General features: G+C 72.3%; 23 protein-coding genes. 5 read left to right on the forward strand and 18 right to left on the reverse strand.

What is annotated here, in order from left to right; translation table 11 throughout:
- Positions 1-39: 39 nt before the first annotated feature.
- From AB0E67_RS13375 to AB0E67_RS13425, 11 genes are all read right to left on the reverse strand, one after another.
- A complete protein-coding gene (locus AB0E67_RS13375) occupies positions 40-1155 on the reverse strand; it encodes an aliphatic sulfonate ABC transporter substrate-binding protein (protein ID WP_362025128.1) in 1116 nt (371 codons plus the stop codon).
- Between the two features lie 372 nt (positions 1156-1527).
- Positions 1528-2883, reverse strand: coding sequence for a GTP-binding protein (locus AB0E67_RS13380; RefSeq protein WP_362025131.1), 1356 nt, complete (start codon positions 2881-2883; stop codon positions 1528-1530).
- Positions 2884-3819 (reverse strand): sulfate adenylyltransferase subunit CysD, encoded by a 936-nt coding sequence (cysD, locus tag AB0E67_RS13385; RefSeq protein WP_362025134.1) that lies wholly within the window; start codon positions 3817-3819, stop codon positions 2884-2886.
- Positions 3816-4361: an adenylyl-sulfate kinase gene (gene cysC, locus AB0E67_RS13390; protein ID WP_073785254.1), complete on the reverse strand. Its 546-nt coding sequence runs from the start codon at positions 4359-4361 to the stop codon at positions 3816-3818. The genes cysD and cysC overlap by 4 nt, the downstream gene beginning before the upstream one ends.
- Positions 4362-4456: 95 nt before the next feature.
- On the reverse strand, positions 4457-5218 hold the full coding sequence (locus AB0E67_RS13395) for a phosphoadenylyl-sulfate reductase (RefSeq protein ID WP_362025548.1): 762 nt from the start codon (positions 5216-5218) through the stop codon (positions 4457-4459).
- Complete coding sequence (locus tag AB0E67_RS13400; RefSeq protein ID WP_362025137.1) at positions 5218-5397, reverse strand: hypothetical protein; 180 nt, start codon at positions 5395-5397, stop codon at positions 5218-5220. Before AB0E67_RS13400 ends, AB0E67_RS13395 begins: the two co-directional genes overlap by 1 nt.
- Positions 5394-7091, reverse strand: a complete 1698-nt coding sequence (locus tag AB0E67_RS13405; protein ID WP_362025140.1) for a nitrite/sulfite reductase — start codon at positions 7089-7091, stop codon at positions 5394-5396. The genes AB0E67_RS13400 and AB0E67_RS13405 overlap by 4 nt, the downstream gene beginning before the upstream one ends.
- 134 nt (positions 7092-7225) lie before the next feature.
- On the reverse strand, positions 7226-7309 hold the full coding sequence (locus AB0E67_RS13410; RefSeq protein ID WP_310739661.1) for a putative leader peptide: 84 nt from the start codon (positions 7307-7309) through the stop codon (positions 7226-7228).
- Positions 7310-7515: 206 nt separating this feature from the next.
- Positions 7516-8142 (reverse strand): GNAT family N-acetyltransferase, encoded by a 627-nt coding sequence (locus AB0E67_RS13415; protein WP_351633944.1) that lies wholly within the window; start codon positions 8140-8142, stop codon positions 7516-7518.
- A 196-nt stretch (positions 8143-8338) separates the two neighbouring features.
- Complete coding sequence (locus tag AB0E67_RS13420) at positions 8339-9622, reverse strand: GAF domain-containing protein (RefSeq protein WP_362025143.1); 1284 nt, start codon at positions 9620-9622, stop codon at positions 8339-8341.
- A gap of 332 nt (positions 9623-9954) precedes the next feature.
- Positions 9955-11592, reverse strand: a complete 1638-nt coding sequence (locus AB0E67_RS13425; RefSeq protein WP_362025146.1) for an acyl-CoA dehydrogenase family protein — start codon at positions 11590-11592, stop codon at positions 9955-9957.
- A gap of 17 nt (positions 11593-11609) precedes the next feature.
- Between AB0E67_RS13425 and AB0E67_RS13430 the strand changes: the two genes are divergently transcribed.
- Positions 11610-12767 (forward strand): YihY/virulence factor BrkB family protein, encoded by a 1158-nt coding sequence (locus AB0E67_RS13430; protein ID WP_362025148.1) that lies wholly within the window; start codon positions 11610-11612, stop codon positions 12765-12767.
- Between the two features lie 29 nt (positions 12768-12796).
- Positions 12797-13522 carry an AraC family transcriptional regulator gene (locus tag AB0E67_RS13435; RefSeq protein ID WP_362025151.1) on the forward strand — a complete coding sequence of 242 codons (726 nt, stop codon included), beginning with the start codon at positions 12797-12799 and terminating at the stop codon, positions 13520-13522.
- A gap of 203 nt (positions 13523-13725) precedes the next feature.
- Here AB0E67_RS13435 and AB0E67_RS13440 read toward each other — a convergent pair whose 3' ends face one another.
- Positions 13726-14118, reverse strand: coding sequence for a VOC family protein (locus tag AB0E67_RS13440; RefSeq protein WP_362025153.1), 393 nt, complete (start codon positions 14116-14118; stop codon positions 13726-13728).
- A gap of 136 nt (positions 14119-14254) precedes the next feature.
- A complete protein-coding gene (locus AB0E67_RS13445; protein ID WP_362025156.1) occupies positions 14255-15832 on the reverse strand; it encodes a 3-hydroxyacyl-CoA dehydrogenase in 1578 nt (525 codons plus the stop codon).
- A gap of 264 nt (positions 15833-16096) precedes the next feature.
- Between AB0E67_RS13445 and AB0E67_RS13450 the strand changes: the two genes are divergently transcribed.
- Positions 16097-17326: an acetyl-CoA C-acetyltransferase gene (locus tag AB0E67_RS13450; RefSeq protein WP_362025158.1), complete on the forward strand. Its 1230-nt coding sequence runs from the start codon at positions 16097-16099 to the stop codon at positions 17324-17326.
- A 61-nt stretch (positions 17327-17387) separates the two neighbouring features.
- Here AB0E67_RS13450 and AB0E67_RS13455 read toward each other — a convergent pair whose 3' ends face one another.
- The 5 genes from AB0E67_RS13455 to AB0E67_RS13475 form a co-directional block, all read right to left on the reverse strand.
- Positions 17388-17975: a nitronate monooxygenase gene (locus AB0E67_RS13455; RefSeq protein WP_362025161.1), complete on the reverse strand. Its 588-nt coding sequence runs from the start codon at positions 17973-17975 to the stop codon at positions 17388-17390.
- A gap of 38 nt (positions 17976-18013) precedes the next feature.
- Positions 18014-18973 carry a dihydrodipicolinate synthase family protein gene (locus AB0E67_RS13460; protein WP_362025164.1) on the reverse strand — a complete coding sequence of 320 codons (960 nt, stop codon included), beginning with the start codon at positions 18971-18973 and terminating at the stop codon, positions 18014-18016.
- Between the two features lie 172 nt (positions 18974-19145).
- Positions 19146-20345 carry an FAD-dependent monooxygenase gene (locus AB0E67_RS13465; protein ID WP_362025167.1) on the reverse strand — a complete coding sequence of 400 codons (1200 nt, stop codon included), beginning with the start codon at positions 20343-20345 and terminating at the stop codon, positions 19146-19148.
- Between the two features lie 108 nt (positions 20346-20453).
- Positions 20454-21233: an FCD domain-containing protein gene (locus AB0E67_RS13470; protein ID WP_362025170.1), complete on the reverse strand. Its 780-nt coding sequence runs from the start codon at positions 21231-21233 to the stop codon at positions 20454-20456.
- Between the two features lie 189 nt (positions 21234-21422).
- Positions 21423-22301 carry a chaplin gene (locus tag AB0E67_RS13475; protein WP_362025172.1) on the reverse strand — a complete coding sequence of 293 codons (879 nt, stop codon included), beginning with the start codon at positions 22299-22301 and terminating at the stop codon, positions 21423-21425.
- A 556-nt stretch (positions 22302-22857) separates the two neighbouring features.
- Between AB0E67_RS13475 and AB0E67_RS13480 the strand changes: the two genes are divergently transcribed.
- Together AB0E67_RS13480 and AB0E67_RS13485 are read left to right on the forward strand one after the other, a co-directional pair.
- Positions 22858-23259, forward strand: a complete 402-nt coding sequence (locus AB0E67_RS13480) for a rodlin (protein WP_362025175.1) — start codon at positions 22858-22860, stop codon at positions 23257-23259.
- 332 nt (positions 23260-23591) lie between these two features.
- Entirely contained in the window at positions 23592-23825 is a 234-nt protein-coding gene (locus AB0E67_RS13485; RefSeq protein ID WP_362025178.1) for a chaplin, read from the forward strand.
- Positions 23826-23849: the final 24 nt, after the last annotated feature.

Genomic DNA, 23849 nt, shown 5'->3' on the forward strand with positions numbered 1-23849 from the left:
GCTCCCGGGGACGGGACCCGGGCTCGGGTTCGGGCGGGGCTACTTGACGCCGAGACCGGCGTCGGAGACCTCGGGCCTGCCCGCGGCCTTCAGGACCTTGTTCAGCGGCTCCAGGTCGTAGATGCCGTTCAGGTCGGGCTTCTCCAGCAACCCGGCCTTCACCGCGTGCTCCGCCTGTGCGTCGAGCGTGGCGGCCAGCGGATCGTCGGTGAGCTGGATGGACTTCCACGCCGGGTCGAGGATCTCGGCGGGCAGCGGCTTGCCGGTCAGCTTCTTCAGCGCGGCGTTCGCGGACGCCTTCGCCCTGTCCGGGTCGGCGTTGATCCACTCGTTGGTCTTCACCGAGCCGCGCAGCACCGCCTCGACGACGTCCGGGTGCTCGGCGAGGAACTTCTGCGACACGATGATGTTGGTGATCACGAACTTGTCGTCCGGCCACAGCGACGACTCGTCGAGCAGCTCCTTCGCGCCCTCGGCGACGAGCTTGGACGCGGTGGGCTCGGGGACCCAGGCGCCGTCGATGGAACCGGACTTGAAGGCGTCCGGGGTCACCTTGTTGTCCGTGCGGACCACGGACACGTCGCCCTTGCCGCTCTGGGCGTCGACCTTCCAGCCCTTCTCGGAGATCCAGTTGAGGAAGGCCACGTCCTGGGTGTTGCCGAGTTGCGGGGTGGCGATCTTCTTGCCCTTGAGGTCGTCCAGGGTCCTGATCTTCTTCGGGTCGACGACCAGCTTGACCCCGCCGGAGGCCGAACCGCCGATGATCCGCAGGGACTTGCCCCTGGACTTGGTGTATCCGTTGATGGACGGCGAGGGGCCGATGAAGCCGATGTCGATCGATCCGGCGTTCAGCGCCTCGATCTCGGACGGGCCCGCGTTGAACTGCGAGGTCCTGAGCGTGGTGCCGCCCAGTTCCTTCTGGAACAGGCCCTCCTGGTCGCCCACCAGGGCGGTGGCGTGCGTGAGGTTGGGGAAGTAGCCGATCCGTACGGTGTCCACGGAGAGCTTCTTCGCGCCGGCGGCGACGGCCGGATTCTTCGTGTCGTCGTCCTTCGCCGCGGAGCCGTAGCCGCAGCCGGTGAGCGCGACGGCGAGCAGCGGCAGGGCGGTGACGGCGGCCAGTCGGTGGCGCGCGGTGGTACGGAGGGCAGGCACGGGAGGTGTTCCTCTCGTTGGCCCGGCGCTCATGTCCCCCGGAATCAAGGGGGACGCGGCCGGGAGTCGGCGGGTCTTCGTCTGAGCCGGCTGAACCGGATGAATCGGCCGTACGCGCGGACGAACCGGCCGTGCGTACGGCGCGCGCGGTGCGCGTGCGGGCACGGTCGGTGCGCGCGGGGGCGCGAGCGGTGGGTGTACGTCATCGGGCGCATCGCGCACACCGCTCGCACCGCGCACATCGCGCGACCCCGCCCTGACCACTGCCGAGGGCGCCGCTGCCGACACGGCCGCCCTCCTTCGCGAACGTGGCGTAGACGTCCGCGAACACGGAGCGGACGTCCCCGGGCACGGAGCGGACGTCGATGCCCATCAGAAGTCCCATTCGGCGTCGTCGGCGGCGTCGGCGGCGTCTTCGGCCCCGGCGCCGGACGCGGCGGCGAACGAGGCGCCCGCCATCCCGGCCGTCAGCGTCGTGCCGTCGGCCGGGTCGATCAGCAGGAAGGAGCCGGTGCGCCGGGAGTCCGCGTACGCGTCGAGGGCGAGCGGCTCCGCCGTACGGATCACGACCCGGCCGATGTCGTTGGCGACGAGGCGACCCGGCGCCGGGTGCTGGGAGAGGTCGTCCAGGGTCAGGCGGGAGGGGATGTCCTTGACGATCGCCTTCACCGTGCGGGTGGTGTGCTTGAGCAGCACCCGCTGTCCGACGGCGAGCGGCCGGTCGGCGACGTGGCAGACGGTCGCCTCGACGTCCTGGGTCACCGCGGGGGCGTCGGCCGACGGGGCGATCAGGTCGCCGCGCGAGATGTCGATGTCGTCGGCCAGCCGCAGCGTCACGGACTGCGGCGCCCAGGCGATGTCCACGCTCTCGCCGAGCGCGTCGATGGCGCTGACGGTCGACGTACGGCCCGAGGGCAGCACGGTCACGGCCTCGCCGACACGGAACGCGCCCGCCGCTATCTGGCCCGCGTAACCCCGGTAGTCGGGGTGCTCGGCGGTCTGCGGCCGGATGACGTACTGCACCGGGAAGCGGGCGTGGCAGGCCGTGAGGTCATGGCTGACCGGCACCGTCTCCAGGTGCTCCAGCACGGTCGGCCCGCCGTACCAGTCCATGTGCGCGGACGGCTCCACCACGTTGTCACCGGCCAGCGCGGAGATCGGGATCGCGGTGATCTCCGGCACGCCCAGCGACGCGGCGTATGCGGTGAACTCCTCGGCGATCGCGGCGAACACCGGCTCCGCGTAGTCGACCAGGTCCATCTTGTTGACGGCCAGCACCACGTGCGGCACCCGCAGCAGCGCGGCGACCGCGGCGTGGCGGCGGGTCTGCTCGACGACCCCGTTGCGGGCGTCGACCAGGACGACGGCCAGTTCGGCCGTCGAGGCGCCCGTCACCATGTTCCGGGTGTACTGCACATGCCCCGGGGTGTCGGCCAGGATGAACCGGCGGCGCGGCGTCGCGAAGTAGCGGTACGCCACGTCGATGGTGATGCCCTGCTCGCGCTCGGCCCGCAGCCCGTCGGTCAGCAGTGCCAGGTCGGGGGCCTGCTGGCCGCGGTTGCGGGAGGCGTGCTCGACGGCTTCCAGCTGGTCGGCCAGGACCGACTTGGAGTCGTGCAGCAGACGTCCGACGAGGGTGGACTTGCCGTCGTCGACGGACCCGGCGGTGGCGAACCGCAGCAGGGTGGTGGCCGACAACTGCTCTGTGCTCCGGGTGGATGTGGTCATCTAGAAGTACCCCTCGCGCTTGCGGTCTTCCATCGCGGCCTCGGACAGTTTGTCGTCGGCGCGCGTCGCGCCCCGTTCGGTGAGCCGGGAGGCGGCGATCTCGGCGATCACGGCGTCGAGCGTGACGGCGTCTGAGTCGACCGCGCCGGTGCACGACATGTCGCCGACCGTGCGGTAGCGGACCTGACGGGTCTCGACCCGCTCGCCCTCCCTGGGGCCGCCCCAGTCGCCCGCGGTCAGCCACATCCCGGACCGGCTGAAGACCTCGCGCTCGTGCGCGAAGTAGATCTCCGGCAGCTCGATGCCCTCCCGGGCGATGTACTGCCAGACGTCCAGCTCGGTCCAGTTGGAGAGCGGGAAGACCCGGACGTGCTCGCCGGGGGCGTGCCGGCCGTTGTACAGCTGCCACAGCTCGGGGCGCTGGCGGCGCGGGTCCCACTGGGAGAACTCGTCGCGCAGCGAGAACACCCGCTCCTTCGCGCGCGCCTTCTCCTCGTCGCGGCGCCCGCCGCCGAACACCGCGTCGAAACGGTTCTGCTGGATGGCTTCGGTCAGTGGCACCGTCTGGAGCGGGTTGCGGGTGCCGTCCGGGCGCTCGCGCAGCTTCCCGGCGTCGATGTACTCCTGCACCGAGGCGACGTGCAGCCGCAGCCCGTGCCGGGCCACGGTGCGGTCGCGGTACTCCAGCACCTCGGGGAAGTTGTGCCCCGTGTCGACGTGCAGCAGCGCGAACGGCACCGGCGCGGGCGCGAACGCCTTGAGCGCCAGGTGCAGCATCACGATGGAGTCCTTGCCGCCGGAGAACAGGACCACCGGCCGCTCGAACTCGCCCGCCACCTCGCGGAAGACGTGCACCGCCTCCGACTCCAGGGAGTCCAGGTGGCTGAGCGCGTATGGGCTGTCGGTGCCCTCCGACACGTTCGCGACGGCTCTCATGCCGCACCCCTCTCGCTCAGCAGCGCGTACAGCCGCGCCGCGGACTCCTGCACGGTCTGCCGGTGCGACTCGATCCGCAGGTCCGGCGACTCGGGCTCCTCGTACGGGTCGTCGACCCCCGTCAGCCCGCTGATCTCGCCCGCCGCCTGCTTGGCGTAGAGGCCCTTCACATCGCGCTGCGAGCAGACCTCGACCGGCGTCGCGACGTGCACCTCCAGGTACGGGGTGCCCTCCGCCTGGTGCCGCTTTCGCACCGCGTCCCGGCTGTCCGCGTACGGGGCGATGACCGGGACCAGTACCTTCACCCCGTTGGCCGCCAGCAGCTCCGCGACGAAGCCGATCCGCTGCACGTTGGTGTGGCGGTCCTCGCGGGAGAAGCCGAGACCGGCGGAGAGGAACTCCCGGATCTCGTCCCCGTCGAGGACCTCCACACGGTGGCCCTCGCCACGCAGCCGCCCGGCGAGCTCGTACGCGATGGTGGTCTTGCCCGCGCTCGGCAGACCGGTGAGCCAGATGGTGGCTCCCGTCTCCGTCACGCTCATCGAAGTCTCCCGATCAGTCGTCATCAGTCGTTCCTCGGCGGGCCGTCCCGCAGCCGTCGTCCGCCGTCCCTCGGCGGGTCCTTCGCCGCCCGTCATCAGCCGTGCAGCCCGCACTCGGTCTTGCCCCGGCCGGCCCAGCGTCCGGCTCGGGCGTCCTCGCCCGCCGACACCCTGCGCGTGCAGGGCGCGCAGCCGACGGAGGCGTAGCCGTCCATCAGCAACGGGTTGGTGAGGACGCCGTGCTCCGCCACGTACGCGTCGACATCGTCCTGCGTCCAGCGGGCGATCGGGGAGATCTTGACCTTCCGCCGCTTCTCGTCCCAGCCGACCACCGGGGTGTTCGCCCGGATGGGTGACTCGTCGCGGCGCAGCCCGGTCGCCCAGGCCGTGTACCCGGTCAGGCCCTCCTGGAGGGGCTGGACCTTGCGCAGCCGGCAGCACAGGTCGGGGTCGCGGTCGTGCAGCCCCGGCCCGTACGCGGCGTCCTGCTCGGCCACCGTTCGGCGCGGGGTGAGCGTGATGACGTTGACGTCCATCACCGCCTCGACCGCGTCGCGGGTGCCGATCGTCTCGGGGAAGTGGTAGCCCGTGTCGAGGAACACCACGTCGACGCCGGGACGGACGCGCGAGGCGAGGTGGGCGACGACCGCGTCCTCCATCGAGGAGGTGACGCAGAATCTCTCGCCGAAGGTGTCGGCGGCCCACTTCAGGATCTCCTGTGCGGAGGCGTCCTCCAGCTCCCGGCCCGCCCGCTCGGCCAGGAGCCTGAGGCTCTCGGTCCCGGGGGCACCGTTCCCGGCGTCCCGGGCGTCGGCGACGTCTCCGTCCTCAAGACCCGCATTTTGCCGACTGCTCATCATGTCGCGTCCCCTTCACCGTCGTTGCGCTGAAGACCCCGGGTCAGCAGGCCCAGGAACCTGAGCTGGAACGCGCGGTTGCAGGAAGCGCATTCCCAGGCGCCGTGCCCGGTCTCGTGCGGGCGCAGGTCCTCGTCGCCGCAGTACGGGCAGTGGAACGGCGCGGCACGTCCGCTCATGACAGCGACTCCGCGCTCGCCCGCGCCGCCCAGGCGGCGAACCGCTCGCCCTCCTCGCGCTCCTCCCGGAATCGGACGAGCACGCGCTCGACGTAGTCGGGCAGTTCGTCCGAAGTGACCTTCAGGCCGCGGACCTTGCGGCCGAACCCGGCCTCCAGGCCGAGGGCGCCGCCGAGGTGCACCTGGTAGCCCTCCACCTGGTTGCCGTCGGCGTCGAGCACCAGCTGGCCCTTGAGGCCGATGTCCGCGGTCTGGATGCGGGCGCAGGCGTTGGGGCAGCCGTTGATGTTGATGGTGAGCGGCTCGTCGAAGTCCGGGAGCCTGCGCTCCAGTTCGTCGATCAGCGAGGCGCCGCGCGCCTTCGTCTCGACGATCGCCAGCTTGCAGAACTCGATGCCGGTGCAGGCCATCGTGCCGCGCCGGAACGGTGACGGCTTCACCTGGAAGTCCAGCGCCTCCAGCCCGGCGACCAGCGAGTCCACCCGGTCCTCGGCCACGTCGAGGACGAGCATCTTCTGCTCGACGGTGGTGCGCAGCCGGTCCGAACCGTGGGCGGCGGCCAGGTCCGCGATCTTGGCCAGGGTGGAACCGTCCACGCGGCCGACCCGGGGGGCGAAGCCGACGTAGAAGCGGCCGTCCCGCTGCCGGTGCACCCCTACGTGGTCGCGCCAGCGGCTGCTGGGCTGCTCGGGCGCGGGCCCGTCGATCAGCGGACGCTTCAGGTACTCGTCCTCCAGCACCTGGCGGAACTTCGCGGGGCCCCAGTCGGCCATCAGGAACTTCAGCCGGGCGCGGTTGCGCAGCCGCCGGTAGCCGTAGTCGCGGAAGATGCCGACGACCCCGGCCCAGACGTCGGCGACCTCGTCGAGCGGCACCCAGGCGCCCAGCCGTTCGGCGAGCCGGGGGTTGGTGGAGAGCCCGCCGCCGACCCACACGTCGAAGCCCGGACCGTGTTCGGGATGGACCACACCGACGAACGCGATGTCGTTGATCTCGTGCACCACGTCCTGCACCGGCGAACCGGAGATCGCGGTCTTGAACTTGCGCGGCAGGTTGGAGAATTCCTTGTTGCCGATGTAGCGGTCGTGGATCTCGTCGACCGCCGGGGTGCCGTCGATGATCTCGTCGTCGGCGATGCCCGCCACGGGGGAACCGATGATCACGCGGGGGCAGTCGCCGCACGCCTCGGTGGTGGAGAGCCCCACGGCCTCCAGCTTCTCCCAGATCGCGGGGACGTCCTCGATGCGGATCCAGTGCAGCTGGACGTTCTGCCGGTCGGTGATGTCCGCGGTGCCGCGGGCGTACTCCTGCGAGATCTCACCGATCACCCGCAGCTGTGCGGTGGTCAGCCGGCCGCCGTCGATCCTGACCCGCAGCATGAAGTACCGGTCGTCCAGCTCCTCCGGCTCCAGGATCGCCGTCTTGCCGCCGTCGATCCCGGGCTTGCGCTGGGTGTACAGACCCCACCAACGCATGCGCCCGCGCAGGTCGTTGGGGTCGATCGAGTCGAATCCGCGCTTGGCATAGATCGTCTCAATGCGTGTCCGCACATTGAGACCGTCGTCGTCCTTCTTGAACTGCTCGTTGCCGTTGAGCGGCGTGTGGTGCCCCACGGCCCACTGACCCTCGCCACGGTGGCGTCCGGCCTTGCGGCGGGGCGTGGTGGTCGCGGGCTGATCCGGGGTGGCGGCCATGACAGTACGTCCTTCGGGACTGCAGGAGGGCGGCTCTGAACCGCACACTCGCATCGAGGCGCGGCGGTGCGCGGGGAATCACAGAGGAGAAGAAAAAGGGGGAGAACGGGGAGAACGCGGCGGTGCTGGGACTCTCAGCTCGCCGGACAGATGGCGCTGGACATGCGGCCGAGGTCGACGTGGCGTCGACTCACCAAGGCGATTCCAGTTCCGGGCATGATGGAAGCCTGGCACGCCCTTCTCGGACCAGTCCACTACCGTCCATGATGCGGACGTGAAAGTCCTGCCATACGAGACGACGCACCCTCCGGCACGGTGCGCACGCGAGGTGTTATGGCCGTGATGGCCCCGATCGCCCACCCGTGCGGGCACCGTGCCGTCGCGCCACCGCCCCGCCGCCGATTCCGGCGTCGCCCGCCGCTCGTTACCGCTGCGCGCCCGGCCACGGACCCGGGGTGTCCACCACGGGCTCCCGCTCCACCTTCGTGTCGAACAGCCGGAATCCCCGCCGCAGATAGTTGTCCATGGCGTGCGGGCCGTCCTTGGAACACGTGTGCAGCCACACCCGCTTCGTCGGCGTCCGCTCCGGCCAGCGCTCCGCGAGGTCCCAGGCGCGGGCGACCCCGTACGAGAGCAGGTGACCGCCGATGCGGCGCCCCCGGAAGGCGGGTATCAGCCCGAAGTACATGATCTCGACCACGCCGTCGTCCTGCGGGTCCAGTTCGATGTATCCGGCGGGGGTGCCGTTCTCGTACGCCACCCAGGTCTCCGCCCCGGGACGCTCCAGGGCCTCCTGCCACTGCGCGTACGTCATCGGGAGCCGGTCCGTCCACCGGATGTCGCCGCCGACCGCCGTGTACAGGAACCGGCTGAACTCGGGCAGCGGCACCTCGGACCGCACGATCCGCACATCGCCCTCGGGGAGCGCGGCGGGGCGCAGGTCGTCCGGGGAGGTCTGCTCCAGGGACCAGATGGTCACCTCGTCGGTGGCGGGGGAGACACCGGAGTCGGCGGGGCCGTCGGTGGCGGCGGGGCGTGCGGGGTTGTTCATGGCTGCCAGGGAACCATGCCGGACGCCTCGCGCCCAAGCCGGTCCCACCCCGCCCGACCGTACGGCCCGCCCCTGCCCGGGCCGCCCGCCCGCCCCCGCTCACGTCGTACGGCGCGCCCCCGGGCCCTACGCCCCGACGCCGGCCGTGACACCCGCCCCGCCCGGAACCCGGACCGTGTGCACGGCCCGGCACCGCTCACGCCGTACGGGTCCTGACCACCACCGGCGCCGTCGAGCGCGGCAGCAGATCGGCCGGCTGTTCCGGATGGACCACCTCCACCTCGACCCCCTCGCCGAAGCGGTACGGGCGGTGCGCCAGGACCTCCGCGAGATGGCGGCGGATCCGGGAGATCTCCGCCCGTACCGTCACCGTCCGGGTCGCGTCGCCGAAGATGTCCTCGGCCAGTTCGGACGCCGTACGGCCCTCGCGGTGCAACGCCAGCGCGTACAGCAGCTCCGCGTGGCGCGGCGACAACCGCTGCGTCCAGGTGTCCACCGCGCCCACCACGCTGACCGAGAGCCCGTGCGGCCGGCTCAGGTCCAGCACCACCCGTCGGCGCGGCCCGTCCCCCGGTCCTTCCGTCGCCCGCACCAGCCAGCCCCCGGGCAGCGGCTCCGCCTCGCACATGCCGAGCGACGGCAGCCAGACCCGGCCCGGCCGCATCGACTTGGGCAGCGGCAACCGTTCCACCGGAGGCATCCCGGTCACCGCCGCCAGCCACCCGTGGGTGTCCACCGCCACGGCCCGGCCGCCCAGCCGGCACAGCAAGGGCGCCGCCACCGAACGCAGCCGGTCGATCGCCCGCAGGTGCCGGTTCCTGAGCTCGCTCTCCGCCAGCCTGGCCACCGAACCGACCAGGGCCAGCGAGGTCGGATGGAAGGTGGACGCCGGGCCGCTCATGTCGACGATCCCCATCATCCGGCCGTCCCTCGGATCGCGGACCGGGGCCGCCGCGCACGTCCAGTTGTGCAGACGGCGCACGAAGTGCTCCGAGGAATGGACCTGGACCGGCGCGCGCGAGACGAGCGCCGTACCGATCGCGTTCGTCCCCGTGCTCTCCTCCGCCCAGGCGGCGCCCTCCGCCAGACAGATGCCGTCCGCCCGGCGCAGCACGCCCGGGTTGCCCCGGCGCCACAGCACCCGGCCCTCCACGTCGGTGACCACCACGATCTGCTGGGTGGCGTCCGCGAGCGACACCAGGCTCTCGCTCAGCAGCGGCATCACCTCGTTCAGCGCCGACATCCGGCGCCGGCGCTCGACCTCGTCCGTCTCCAGCAGCACGCTCTCCGTGGACTGGTCCGGATCGAGGCCGCTGCGCAGCACCCGGTCCCACGAGGCGCCGATCTCGGCGCGGAGCGCGGTCGGCGGGCCCTCGCCCCCCGGCTTCCTCTCCCCGGAACGGCGGATCCGGCGCGGGGTTTGGGCCGACCGCGGGACGGCCGGTCGCCTCACCTCGGCGGTGCTTGTCTCCACTCTCATTCCCCCAGTCGCCAGAGCGGCCCGATGGCCCATCCTGCCCCGACAGGGGGCCCGATAGCGCGCACTCCACACAATGGTTGCAACCCTTTGCAACTCTGGCGAGGCGGTGCGGGTCCGTACGAGAGTGGCGGAACACCGTGCGGCGGCGCCTGCGCACCGCCGGTCGGTGTGCACAGCATGGGGGGTGGTGCCGTGTCGGCGCAGCACCACCCCCCGTCGCTGCGCCCGCACGCGCCACCTCCCACGTACGCGTGAACCGGGCACCCGACTCCCGCGTTTCACCCCCGTCGCCGGGACACCCGCGCACGGCCCCGCGGCTCCGCCCGGGGCGGCTACCGCTCGACCGGACGGGCCCGTTCCACCACCGTCGCCAGATCGAGACTGTGCGGCAGCGTCCCGAAGGCCGAGCCCCGGTCCCCGCCCAGCCGTGACGCGCAATACGCGTCGGCGACCTCCGGCGGCGCCCAGCGCACCAGCAGCGAACCCTGGAGCACCGTCGCCATCCGCTCCACCAGCCGACGGGCCCGGGCCTCGATCCCCTCCAGATCGGCCAGCTCCGTCAGCATGCCCTTGATCGCCCCGTCCAGCCGGTGATCCGCGCCGCGCGCCCGGCCGACCTCCTGGAGGAAGGCGTTCAGCGCCGACGGCTCGCGCCGCAGCGCCCGCAGCACATCGAGCGCCTGGACGTTCCCCGAGCCCTCCCAGATCGAGTTGAGCGGCGCCTCCCGCAGCAGCCGGGGCATCCCGGACTCCTCCACGTACCCGTTGCCGCCCAGGCACTCCAGCGCCTCGGCCACCATCGGCGTGCACCGCTTCGTCACCCAGTACTTCGCCGCGGGCACGGCGATCCGCAGGAACGCCCGTTCGCCCTCGGTGTCCGCGTCGTACGCCGCGGCCAGCCGCACGGCCAGCACCGTCGCCGCCTCCGACTCCAGCGCCAGATCGGCCAGCACGTTGCGCATCAGCGGCTTCTCGATCAGCGGCCCGCCGAACACGCCGCGGTACGCGCAGTGGTGGATCGCCTGCGCCGCCGCCTGCCGCATCAGAGCCGCCGAACCGGTCACGCAGTCCAGCCGGGTCGCCGCCACCATCTCCATGATGGTCCGCAGCCCGCGCCCCTCCTCGCCGACCCGGCGCGCCCACGTGCCCTCGAACTCGACCTCGGCCGACGCGTTCGACCGGTTGCCCAGCTTGTCCTTCAGCCGCTGGATCGCGAAGGGGTTGCGGGTGCCGTCCGGCAGCACCCGGGGCAGCAGGAAGCAGGTCAGGCCGCCCGGTGCCTGCGCCAGCACCAGGAAGGCGTCGGACATCGGCGCCGAGCAGAACCACTTGTGCCCGGTGAGCAGGTACTCGCCCGCCGCCGACAGCGGCTGCGCCCGGGTCGTGCTGGAGCGCACGTCCGTGCCGCCCTGCTTCTCCGTCATGCCCATCCCGAAGAGCACCCCGGCCTTCCCCGCGGGCGGCCGCAGCCCCTCCTCGTACACCGTCGACGTCAGCAGCGGCTCCCACTCCCGGGCCAGCGCCGGATCGGTGCGCAGCGCGGGCACCGCCGCGTGCGTCATCGACAGGGGACAGCCGTGGCCCGCCTCGGCCTGCGTCCACACCAGGAAGCCGGCCGCCCGTCGCACATGACCGCCGGGCCTGCCCCACGCGTCGGTCAGACCGGCGCCGACCGCGTGCCCCAGCAGCCGGTGCCAGGCAGGGTGGAACTCGACCTCGTCGATGCGGTTCCCGTACCGGTCGTGGGAACGCAGCACCGGCGGATTCCCGTCAGCCTGCGCGCCCCACGCCTGGGCCTGCGCGGAACCGGCGGCCCTGCCCAGCTCACCGAGTTCGGTCAGGGCCGCGGCGGACGGCTCGGCCGGCAGATGACGCCGTACCGCCTCGGAAAGCGCGAGATCCGCCGCGAAGACGTCGTAGCCGACCAGCGGCGGTACCTGGTTGGTCACGGTGTGGGTGGTGGGTGCCATGCCGATACGGTAAAGACGTGCAGGCAGCGAATGAAACACCCGAACGGCCGGCGGGGCGGCTCCACCGGGTCCGAGCCCTCTACCGCAACGTGTCCAAGCGGAAGCTGGCCTGGCACCTGCTCAAGGACACCGTCAACTCGTGCATGGAGTACCGCATCCTGGGACTCGCGGCGGAGGCGGCGTTCTTCACCCTGCTGTCCCTGCCCCCGCTGCTCCTCGGGCTGATCGGACTGCTCGGCTACGTCGACGAGTGGACCAGCACCACGACGGTCGCCTCGATCGAGCGCAACATCCTCAACGCCGCGCACACGGTGCTCAGCGAGCGGGGCGTGAACGAGTTCGCCAAGCCGCTGCTGTCGGACGTCACCACCGGTGCCCGGCCCGACGTCATCTCGATCGGCTTCGCGATCGCGCTCTGGTCGGGCTCCCGCGCGGTCAACGTCTTCATCGACACGATCACGGTGATGTACGGCCTCGACGGCCAGCGCGGCATCGTCAAGACCCGGCTGCTCGCCTTCCTGCTCTACGTGATCGCGCTGCTGCTGGGCGCCGTCGTGCTGCCGCTGCTCGTGGTGGGCCCGGACCGGGTCGTGGAGCTGGTGCCGTGGGGCACCGAACTCATCAGCATCCTGTACTGGCCCCTGGTGGTCCTGCTGTCGATCGCCTTCCTGACGACGCTCTACCACGTGTCCGTGCCGGTCCGTTCGCCGTGGAAGGAGGACGTGCCGGGAGCACTGGTGGCGTTCGTGATGTGGGTGCTCGGCAGCTTCCTGCTGCGGATCTACCTCACCAGCACGGTCGAGGGCCCCACGATCTACGGATCGCTGGCAGCGCCGATCGCGGTCCTGCTGTGGATCGGCGTCTCCGCGTTCGCCGTGCTGGTCGGGGCGGCGGTCAACGCCGCCATCGACCGGGTGTGGCCCTCGCTGGCGACGGCCGCGGCGCGCGCGGCCAACGACCGGGTCCGGGCGGCCCAGGCGGCCGAACTGGTCGCGCGGGCGCGGGCGGAGGGCAGTGGCGAGGGGGACGACGGCGAGGACGACGACTGCGCCTACATGCCGTCCGAGTTCCCGGAACGCTGGTCGCGGTTCCTGCCGCCGGAGGACGTGAAGTCGCGACTGCAGCCGAGCCGCGAAAAGGACCCGGACAAGCCGACCGGACCGCCCGAGGACTGAGGCGGCCCAGGAACGGCGCGGGAGAAGCCGTGCGGAGGGGGACGTCGTACGAGGAGAGGACGTTGTACGAGGAACGGGCGTCGAGGTTCGACGGCGCGACCCTCTGGACCCTGCGCGTGCCGGAGGGCTCCGCGCATCCGGTGCTGCCCGACGGATGCATGGACCTGCTCTGGATCGGCGGCCGACTGCTCGTCGCGGGCCCCGACACCCACGCCCACGTGCCGGACGGCGTGACGGGCGGCCGGTACGCCGGAATCCGTTTCGCTCCCGGCACGGCCCCCGCCCTTCTCGGCGTACCGGCGCACCAACTGCGCGACCGCCGGGTCGCCCTCGCGGATCTCTGGCCGAGCGCGCTGGTCCGCGACCTCACCGAACGCGTTGCAGCAGCCCCCGATCCGGCCGCCGCGCTGGAGGCGATCGCCCTGCGCCGGGCCGCGGACACGGCGCCCCCGGACCCCCTCATGCGATCCGTCGCCGCGCACCTGGGCGAGGGCCGGTCCGTCGCGGACACCGCGCGGTCGGCCGGCCTGGGCGCCCGCCGACTGCACCGCCGTTCGCTCGCGGCCTTCGGCTACGGACCCAAGACGCTCGCACGGATCCTGCGGCTGCGGCGCGCCCTCGCCCTCGTCCGCTCCGGAACCCCGTACGCCGAGGCGGCGGTCATGGCGGGCTGCACCGACCAGGCCCACCTCGCGCGGGAGATGCGCGACCTGACCGGCACCACCCTGACCGCCCATCTGAGGGCCGACCCGTAGTCCCGGCGGGCGCCCGACGACAGCCGCGGCACCTCGTCGCGTTCTCGGAAAGCCCGCATGTGTCCCGCACACGTCCCGCGTACGGGCGCCCTTTCGCCCTGCGGTGCACCACATCCGACGCCGCGCGCCGATCCGCCACGGACGACGGGACGGCCCTCGGCCCGGCCGTGACGGGACCGGCGCTCCCGCGCCCGCCGCCGGCCTCAGCCGCGGTCGGCGAACAACGACACCGCGCAGCCGTCCGGGTCGAGGACCATCGCGTACCGCTGCCCCCACACCGCGTCCCACGGCTTCAGACGCCCCCGGTACCCGGCACCCGTCAGGTCCTCGTACACCGCGTCCACCTCCGCCGCGCCGTCGCAGCGGAAGGCGAGCCCGAGACGCTCACCGCCGCTCGGCGCCGTCCATCCGGGGTCGAACGACCGGACGACGTCCTCGGTGTCCCACAGCAGGCGCTGCCCGCCCGGGAGCGCCACTTCGACATGGGGTGCGGAATCCGCGTCGGCGGGGATGTCGAGCCCGAGCCTGCGGTAGAAGGCGAGCGAAGCGGCCAGATCCGCGGTGATGATGCCGATCGCGTCCATGTGTGGAGTCATGCCCCGACCGTAGGCCGGGCACCGCGCCGGGTCTTGTACGAAACGGACACGTCCGGGCCGTCGGCACCGGCCCGGACGGTACGGGCGGGAGCCACCGGGCCGAACGCCGGGGCGCCCCCCGCCCGCCGCCGCGCGGCTACGGGGCGCCCGTGCCGTTCGCGCGGTCCGCACCGTCCACGCAGTCCTCGGGCGACGTCCCCGGATCCGTGAGCGCGAGACCGAGCAGGGCGCGCTCGGACACCCAGCGGCTCGGGCGGTGGCGCGGATCGCCCGTCGTGCGGTGCAGCGCCCGGTGCAGCTCCAGCATCCGGGCGGCGCCGATCCGGTCGCCCCAGGCCAGCGGGCCGACCGGGTAGCCGAGCCCGGCCGTGACGGCCAGGTCGATGTCGGCGGGGGAGGCGATGGAACGTTCCGCGATCGACGACGCCACCGACACGATCGACGCCAGCAGCCGCTGCGCCACCGAACCCGCCGTGTCCCGCACCACCGAGACCGCGTACGGGTCGCCGCCGTCGCCCGCCCGGCCCAGCACCGCGCGGGCGTCGCGCGCGGCGGCCGGATCCGCCGCCGGGGTCACGGCCAGTACCCGGCGCCGCCCGGCCGCGGGCAACGGGTCGACCCCGAAGGAACGGCTCGCGGGCAGCCCGTGCTCGGCGACGGCCGAGGCCACCGACACACCCCAGACCGGAATCAGCACGACCGCCCCGGACGTCGGCCCGGAGCCCGTTTCGACGACGGCGCCCGCGGCCGTCAGGGCCTCGCGCAGCGCCGCCGCGTCGCCGTCCCCGGGACCGGAGCCGTGGACGAACACGGGACGGTCCGCGTCGCCCGTGACCGGCGGCTCCGGGGCCGGGGCGGGGGCGTCGGGGCCGTACGCGAACCAGCCGCGCCCGGTCTTGCGGCCGTGCAGCCCGGCGGCCACCCGGTTGGGGGTGAGGTAGGAGGGGCGGAGCCGGTCCGCGTACCGGAACCCCTGCCAGATGGAGTCGATCACCGCGGCCGTCACGTCCAGACCGGTGAGGTCCATCAGCTCGAAGGGGCCCATGCGCAGACCGAGCACGTCACGGGCGATCCGGTCGATGTCGGCCGGCTGCGCGACCGACTCCTCCAGCAGCGCGAGGGCCTCCGTCACCAGGCCGCGACCGGCGTGATTGACGAGGAAGCCGGGAGTGTCGGCGACGGTGACGGCGCGGTGCCCGCAGCCCTCGACGAACGCGGTGAGGGCGGGCGGGATCTCCGGGCGGGTGGCCGCGCCCGGCACGATCTCGACGATCCGCATCAGCGGCACCGGGTTGAAGAAGTGCAGCCCGGCCAGCCGGGTCGGGTCCTTCAGCGTGGCGGCGATGCGGGTGACCGACAGGGACGAGGTGTTGGTCGCGAAGACAGCCGTCGCGGGCAGCACCTGTTCGAGCCGGCCGAAGACCTCCGTCTTGGTGCCGAGATCCTCCCGCACGGCCTCGACGACCAGTTCGACGTCGGGGCCCGGCGCCCACGGGTCGTCCAGCGGGACCAGCCGCTCCAGGGCGGCCGCCGACTCCTCGGCGGACGACCGGCCCTTCTCCACGGCCCGTTCGAGCATGGACCGTACGAAGTCCACCGCGGCCGTCACCGCTTCCGTACGCGCGTCGCACAACTCGACGGTGTGTCCGGCGGTCGCCGCCCACTGGGCGATGCCGCGGCCCATGGCCCCGGCGCCGACGATCCTGATACGCATGGCGGTTGAGGTCCTCTCGGGGTGACAGGTGATCCGACCCAGCGACGATAGACGCGAACACGGCGCGCGGTCCGGCTCCCGGGCGATCCCATGACGCCGACCTGCCACCGGTTTCCGGCGGGCCAGGGGCTATTGATCACCGTTGCCCGCGAAATTAGAGTCGCGTCGGGACTACCGTCCGGTGATCCAGGACCCAGGGACCCGCCCGTCGGGAAAGGCGCCCGCCCACCCGGCCGCACGACCTCACCACCGAAAGGTCACGCCGTGCCCGACCAGCTGCCCGACGTCGTCATCTGCGAACCGCTGCGCACTCCCATCGGCCGCTTCGGCGGAGCGTTCGCCCGGCAGACCCCGGCGGCCCTCGCCGCACGCGTCGTCACGGAGGTCGTCGCCCGCACCGGCATCGACCCCGGGGCGGTCGACGAGGTGATCCTGGGGCACGCCTACCCCTCCGCCGAGGCCCCCGCCATCGGCCGGGTCGTCGCTCTCGACGCCGGACTGCCCGAGACCGTCACCGGCATCCAGATCGACCGCCGTTGCGGCTCCGGGCTCCAGGCAGTCCTCGACGCGGCCATGCAGATCCGGGCCGGCTTCAGCGAGGTCGTCGTCGCGGGCGGCGTCGACGTGATGAGCGCCGCCCCCTACTACACGCACGAGGGCCGCTGGGGCATCAAGGGCCCCGGCCTCCAGCTCCACGACGCGCTGGCCCGGGGCAGGGTCACCGCGGGCGGCCTTCACCATCCCGTACCGGGCGGCATGATCGAGACCGCCGAGAACCTGCGCCGCGCCTACGGCATCGGCCGCGCCGACCAGGACGCCCTCGCCCTGCGCTCGCAGCAGCGGGCCGCCCGGGCGGCGGCGGAGGGACGGTACGACGCCGAGATCGTCCCCGTGACCGTACGGACCCGCAAGGGCGAGACGGTCGTCACCGCCGACGAGCACCCCCGCCCCGACACCACCGCCGAACAACTCGCCGCGCTGCGCCCGGTCATGGCCGCGTCCGACCCCGACGCGACCGTGACCGCGGGCAACGCCAGCGGCCAGAACGACGCGGCCGCCGCCTGCCTGGTGACCAGTGCCGCCACCGCCGAACGGCTCGGTCTGAACCCGCTGGTCCGGCTCGTCTCCTTCGCCCGCGCCGGGGTGCCCGCCGCGACCATGGGCCTGGGTCCCGTCCCCGCGACCCGCGCCGCCCTCGACCGCGCCGGGCTGACGCTCGACGACCTCGACCTGATCGAGATCAACGAGGCGTTCGCCGCCCAGGTGCTCGCCTGCACCCACGAACTGGGGCTCGGCGAGACCGATCACGAGCAGCGCGTCAACGTCAACGGCTCCGGCATCTCGCTCGGCCATCCGGTCGGTGCGACCGGCGCCCGCATCCTCGCCACCCTGACCCGCGAGATGCACCGCCGTGAGGTCCGCTACGGCCTGGAGACGATGTGCATCGGCGGCGGCCAGGGCCTCGCCGCGGTCTTCGAACGCGTCCGGCCCTGACACACGGGGGCTCAGCGAGTCGTGTGCGCGCCGGGGCCGTCGGCACGCCGCTGTCCCTGGGCTAGGCACCGCTCCGGAGCTCGGGGGACAGGCCCGCGCATGCCGAGGCGCGGGCGCGCTCGGCCCCCGACACGAGGTCGGCGACGATGTCGGCGGCCGGCTCGACGGCGGTGACGAGGTCCAGTCCCTCACCCTCCCGGACCGGAACGGCGTCGGGATCGCCGCGCGCGACCGCGTCACGGAACGCCTGACGGAGGGTGGTGTCCCGGCTCAGCTCCTCCTCACGGCCGCGCCACCGTTCCAGGAACGCGTTGCGCGGGGTGCGGGCGGTGCAGGGGTGGGGCCACCCGGCGTCGCGGGCGATGTCCAGCACCCTGCTCCGTTCCGAGTCGCCGCCCCGGGCCTCGACGAGGGCGCGGGCGACCGGCGGGGGCACCAGGGCCTCGGAACCGACCTGGAAACGGGTGCCCACCAGGGCACCCGTCGCCCCGAGCGTCAGCGCGGCGGCCACCCCGCGCCCGTCGGCGATGCCGCCCGCGGCGAGCACCGGGACCGGCGCGACCAGGTCCACCACCGCGGGGACGAGCGGCAGGGTGCCGCGCGATCCACCGTGTCCACCCGCCTCGCCGCCCCACGGGCCGTCCCGCAATCCCCGGCGTCACCGCCGCGCCGAACGGGAGGCGGTGCTCAACGGACCGGGGTCAGCCCGGCGGCACGCAGACGCCGGGCGACCAGGGCGACGGACCCGGCATTCAGCGGGATCTGGGGGAACGCGGTTCCGGCGCACTCGATGACGCCCAGCAGACTGAGCGCCGCCTTGAACGAGCCGAGCGCCGACGAGCTGCGGCCCATCTCCGCCTCGGGACCGGCATCGACCATGGCGAACAGCTCCACGAGCCGCTCCTGCTCCTTCGCGGCGAGCGCCCAGTTCCCGGCCCGCGCGGCGTCGTACAGCCGGACGTACCCGGCCGGATCGACATTGCCGATGCCCGGTACGACGCCGTCCGCACCGGCCAACAGGGCCGCGTCGACGGTGAGTTCGGAACCGGTGAGTACACTGAACCGCGGCGCCGGGCCCTTCTCGCGGCCGTCCCGTCCGCCCAGCCCGACGAGCAGCCGGCGCAGTGCGCCCTCGTCGCCGCTGCTGTCCTTGAGCCCGGCGAGGGTGCCGTCCTCGGCCAGTTCGCGTACCAGGGCGACGGGCAGCTTGCTGTGCACCGCGACAGGGATGTCGTACGCGAACAATGGCAGGTCGACCGCCGCGCGCAGCCGCCGGAAGTGGCCGGCGATCTCCTCTGGATGGGTCCGGGTGTAAAAGGGCGCGGTGGCGACCAGGGCGTCCGCACCGAGTCCGGCGGCGGTCCCGGCCTGGTCGATCACGCGTGCCGTGGTCGTGTCGATGACGCCCGCCAGCACCGGGACCCGGCCCGCGACCGCCTCGACCACCGTCCGCAGCGTCGTGGCCCGCTGCTGGTCGGTGAGGTACGCGACCTCGCCCGTGGAACCGAGCGCGAACACCCCGTGCACCCCGCCGTCGACGAGATGCTCGACGAGCCGGGCGAGGGACGCGGTGTCGACCTCCCCCCGGGAGTCGAGCGGAGTGCAGACCGGCGGGACGACGCCCCGCAACGGTGTGGTCAGGGACATGGCGGTGACTCCCACTCGGTCGAGGCGTCGACCCGTGGCCCGGTTCGGCCGCACGGGAACGAGAAGACATGAGACGTAAGATGTCCTATGTCTCGCTCACCATAGGCAGAAGCTCCGGCGACCGGTCAAGTGCCGTTCGAGGAACGGAAGATCGTGTCGCGACCGGCCGCCGTCAGGGCCGACGCATGCGGCCGTACAGATAGCTCGTGGTGCCGTTCAACGCGGCACGGCTCCACGCCTCCACGTCGGCGGGCCCCATGCCCGCCCAGTCGGGCGTGTGCTCCACCAGCTCGCGCCCCAGCCTGCGGCCCAGCTCCACCAGACGGGCTCCCTCGGCGCCCCGCTCGTCGGCGTACCGGCACAGCGCCTCGGCGGCCGAGGCGGATCCGCGCAAGGCCCGTTCCAGGCACAGCGCGTCCCGCAGCGCCTTGACCGCACCGCTGGCGGTGTGCGGCCGGGTGACGCTCGCCGCGTCGCCCGCCAGCAGGAACGGCGGTACGGCGGCCCGGGGCACGACGAAGTCGGCGACCGGATGGAGTGCCTGGGCGGCGTGCTCGCCCCGGGCGACGATGTCGGCCCACTCCGCCGGGAAGTGCTCCTCCGCGATGCTCCGCACGTACGCGGTGGAGACGGGGACCGACGGCGCCGCCGACCGCGGGGGAGAGCCGTAGATCGCGTAGGCCAGCAACAGCGTTTCCGGGGCGGCCCCCGGGATCAGGTAGAAGACGCCGTGCCCGCCCGGGAACCCCAGCGTGACCCAGGCGGTCCGCAGCAGTTCCAGCGGCTTCGGATGGTCGCGCAACGCGGTCAGCGGGATCGTGCCCCGCCACACCAGATATCCGGCGGGCACGGGCCGTACGTCGGGCGCGATCAGCGCGCGGGTGACGGAACGGTGCCCGTCCGCGCCGACCACGACGTCGTACTCCCGCTGCCCGTCGCCGGTGCGGACCAGGGCGCGGCCGGAGGCGGACCGCCCGACGGACACGACGGGCACTCCCCGGTGGTACGTGCCCTCACCGACCTGCGCGTGCAACGCCCGCCACAACAGTCCCCAGTTGCACGCCGTCACCGCGGCCTGCTGCCGGGCCAGCTCGCGCGAGGACCGCCCTCCCGGCGCCCGGGTGATCCACACGCGATCGGCCACCGGCGCGGTCGGCATGTCCGTGCCCAGATAGCCGTCCGTCACCAGCTCCCGGTGCAGCGACGGCGGGACGACGATGCCGAACCCCCGGTCCTGCAGCGCGCCGCCGCTTCTCTCGTGGACGGTGACGTCCGCCCCGGCCCGGGCTGCGGCGATCGCCATGGCGCAGCCGGCGATGCTGCCTCCGACCACTCCGATGCGTAAGTTCGCCCCGATGCGTGAATCCGTCACTGCCACCCGTGCTCCCGCATGTTGACGCCCCGACAGGTTCGACTCACCCCATCGTCGCACCCGGAACGCGGCCGTGCGCCGTGTCCGCACGGCTGTCGTACCGACGGTTCAGCGCCGGGCCGGGCCGTCCCCGTCCCGGCGGCCCCGGGACCGGTCGTCCCGCTCCCGGTCGTGCCGGGCGCGCGCCTCGGAGATCCGGCGTCTGACCGGCGCGTAGTGCTCGCTCAGCGCCTGTGCGAAGCCGGGTACGTCCTCGGCCCGCGCGGCGTCCACGATGCTCTGGTGCGAGGCGATCGTGGCCGTCTCGTCGGCGTGGGTGAAGCCGTCCAGATGCGGTGCGACGATCGCGTACACGTCCCAGAAGGCCATCGAGAGCTGGCCGACCAGTTCGTTGCCCAGCGGCGCCACGAGCAGGGCGTGGAACGCCCGGTCCGCCTCGACGAAGCCGTGTCCCTCCTGCGCGCCGGTCGCTCGCATGGTGGCCACCAGACCGTCCAGCGCGTCGAGTTGGTCGTCGGAGAGCAGCGCCACGATCCGTTCGGCCATTCCGCGCTCGAAGAGCTCCCGCACGTCGACCAGGTCGGCCAGCACCCGGAAGTCGTCGCCGGGGGAGAGCAGCCCGCGGAACGCCAGGCTCTCCACGAGGGCGGACAGGCTCAGCCTGCCCACATAGGTGCCGTGTCCGTGCCGCACCTCCACGATGTCCAGCGCGTCGAGGATCTTGACCGCCTCGCGGACGCTGGAACGGCTGGCGCCGAGCGCCTCGCACAGGGCCGGCTCGGGAGGCAGCGGATCCCCGGGGCGCAGCCGCTCCTCAAGGATGTGACGCTTGATGCCCTCGACGACTTCCTGCCGGAGCGACCGCCGACCGGACCTCGCGCCGGACATGCGTGGAATCCCCACCTCTCGACCCTCTGCCTCTCGGCCCTCCCGCTCGTCGGGCCAGGGCCCCACGCTACCAAGGCATCAGACATCCGATGTTCCGTGGCGACGGGCATGCAAAAGGTCCGCCGGCGCAGCCCCGGCTGCACCGACGGACCCGTCCGTCACCTGCCTGTCGGCAGTCGGTTGTGCGCGTCAGCCCTTCGAGGCGCGGGTGCGGCGCACCAGCAGGGCGCCACCGAGCACCATCGCGGCGCTCGCACCGCCGGCCAGGCCCAGGTTGGTGTCAGAACCGGTGTGTGCCAGCTGCGGCTTGTGGTGGTGCTGCCAGTGCGGCTTGTGGTGGTCCGACTCGTGCTGCCAGTGCGGCTTGTGATGGTTCGACTCGTGCTGCCAGTGCGGCTTGTGATGGTTCGACTCGTGCTGCCAGTGCGGCTTGTGATGGTTCGACTCGTGCTGCCAGTGCGGCTTGTGGTGGTCCGGCTTGTGCGGCCAGTGGTGGTGTCCCGGAGGACAGTTGTGATGATGGTGGTCGTGGACGACCGGCGGCTTGTGCGGCGGGTCGACCGGGGGCTTGTGCGGCGGGTCGACCGGGGGCTTGTGCGGCGGGTCGACCGGAGGCTTGGGCGGGTCCACGGGCGACGGCGCCGCGTTCCCCGACTCGTTACCGCACTCGTTGCCGACCGCGGGGTTGAGCGCGCCGACGACATCGACCGTGTTGCCGCACACGGTGACCGGAACGTCCACCGGAACCTCGACGAGGTTGCCGGACAGCACACCGGCGGATTCGGCCGCGACGCCCTCGGCGCTCGCGCCCTGGGCGCCCGTGCCGCTTCCCTGACCGCCCTGGTTCCCGCACTCGTTGCCGAATGCCGGGTTCAGCAGGCCGATCACATCGACCGTGTTGCCGCAGAGGTTGACGGGAGCGTGTACCGGCGCCTGCACGGCGTTGCCCGAGCCGATGCCCGGTGAGTCGACGGCGGTGGCCCCGGCGGAGGCGTCCGCGAACGCGTACCCGCCGGTGGCGGTCAGGATGCCTGACGCCGCCGCCATCACGAGCACGCTTTTACTCAAGGCTTTTCGCATTGATTGCCCTTTCTTAGGACACGTCGCGCGAGCGCGGGGGCTCGCGGCTCGTTCATCAGGCGGTGCGGTATTCGCCGGGGACGACACCCCGTACGACCTCAATGCGTGGGCCTTTCGGTGGTGGTCACGGCGGATCGGCGAGAACGCGTCGCAGCGTTCCTCACGGTTCTTCACGCGACGAATCCACCTCCTACCAGGCGCACACCAGGGCCGCACGCCTGGTGACACACATAACGAGGAGGAAATGTCGAGGAAACTCGTATTTCGTGGAATTTTTGTGACCACTCGAACGGATTACATGAGTGGGTCCCCGTTTGGCGGGGTTGCCGTGTGATTGCTCCGGCTCAACCCGGACTACGGAAAGGGAAGTTGAGGCTCCGAAGGAATGCAGGGGCGGTGAAACGCTTCTGCGGTAGTCCTTGCTTACTTTCGTACTGCTGTCCGTGCGGCTTCGGCGTTCGGGTGAATGGAGAGAACCAAAAGACCGTTCGTGAGTTGGGCAGGAAGCTCCGGTACGGGGCATCCGTTACGAGAAGGGTTAATCGTGATCAAGAAGGTTCTGGCCACGGGCGCCGTGGCCGCCTCCATCCTCGGTCTGGGCGCGACGCAGGCCATGGCGGTCGGTGACGACGGCGGTACGACCTCGGTCAATGGCAACGGAGCCTCGCAGTCGTTCGGCAACGCTGTGACCCACGGTGACGGAAGCCCGCAGTTCGACCTGGTCCAGGGCAGCCTGAACAAGATGTGCGTCGGCCTGCCGCTGAAGGCCAACCCCGGCTCGCTCATCGGCGGTATCCCGGTCACGGCCCAGGATGTCAACGTGCTGTCCTCGCCGCAGAACCAGCAGTGCGCCGAGAACTCCACCCAGGCCAAGGGCGACGAGCCGCTGTCGCACATCCTGAGCAACATCCCGGTGTTCTCCGGGAACGGCGTCGGCAACAGCTGATCCGGCCGACCGCAGTGACAGGCCCGGGCCGTCGGCGTTCCTCCTCCGCGCGGTCCGGGCCCGCTGCTGCCCGCCCTGTCGCCGCCCCGCCGGGGCGCTCCGACGGGATGGCGTACGGAACGGCCCGACCGGCGCCCCGTGCTGTCGATAAATCGGCAGCGCATCGGCGCTCAGTCTTTCGGGCGATTCTCGAGATTCTTCCGTTTCAAGAGTTTCGCCCACGGTCCTGCATCGTTACGAATCGCAGCGGCGGAGTCACGAGTGATCAGGGCCGTACTCGTGCGGCACGAAGGACGTGGCCGCATCGGACTCCGTCGAAGAAAGGGACAGAAGTGAAGTACACCAAGGTCGCCGCCATTGCAGCCGGAACCCTGATGGCGATGGGCGCCGCCGCACCCGCATTCGCCGACGCCGGTACGTCCGGCGGTTCCGCCCTCTCCCCGGGCCTGGTCTCGGGCGATGCCGTCCAGGCCCCGATCCACATTCCGGCCAACGTCTGCGGCAACACCGCCAATGGGATCGGTATTCTCAACCCCGCCTTCCACAACTTCTGCATCAGCGGCTGATCCCTGGTCGACCGGCGAACGCCC

Source organism: Streptomyces sp. NPDC032161 (assembly GCF_040636995.1).
Lineage (GTDB): Bacteria > Actinomycetota > Actinomycetes > Streptomycetales > Streptomycetaceae > Streptomyces.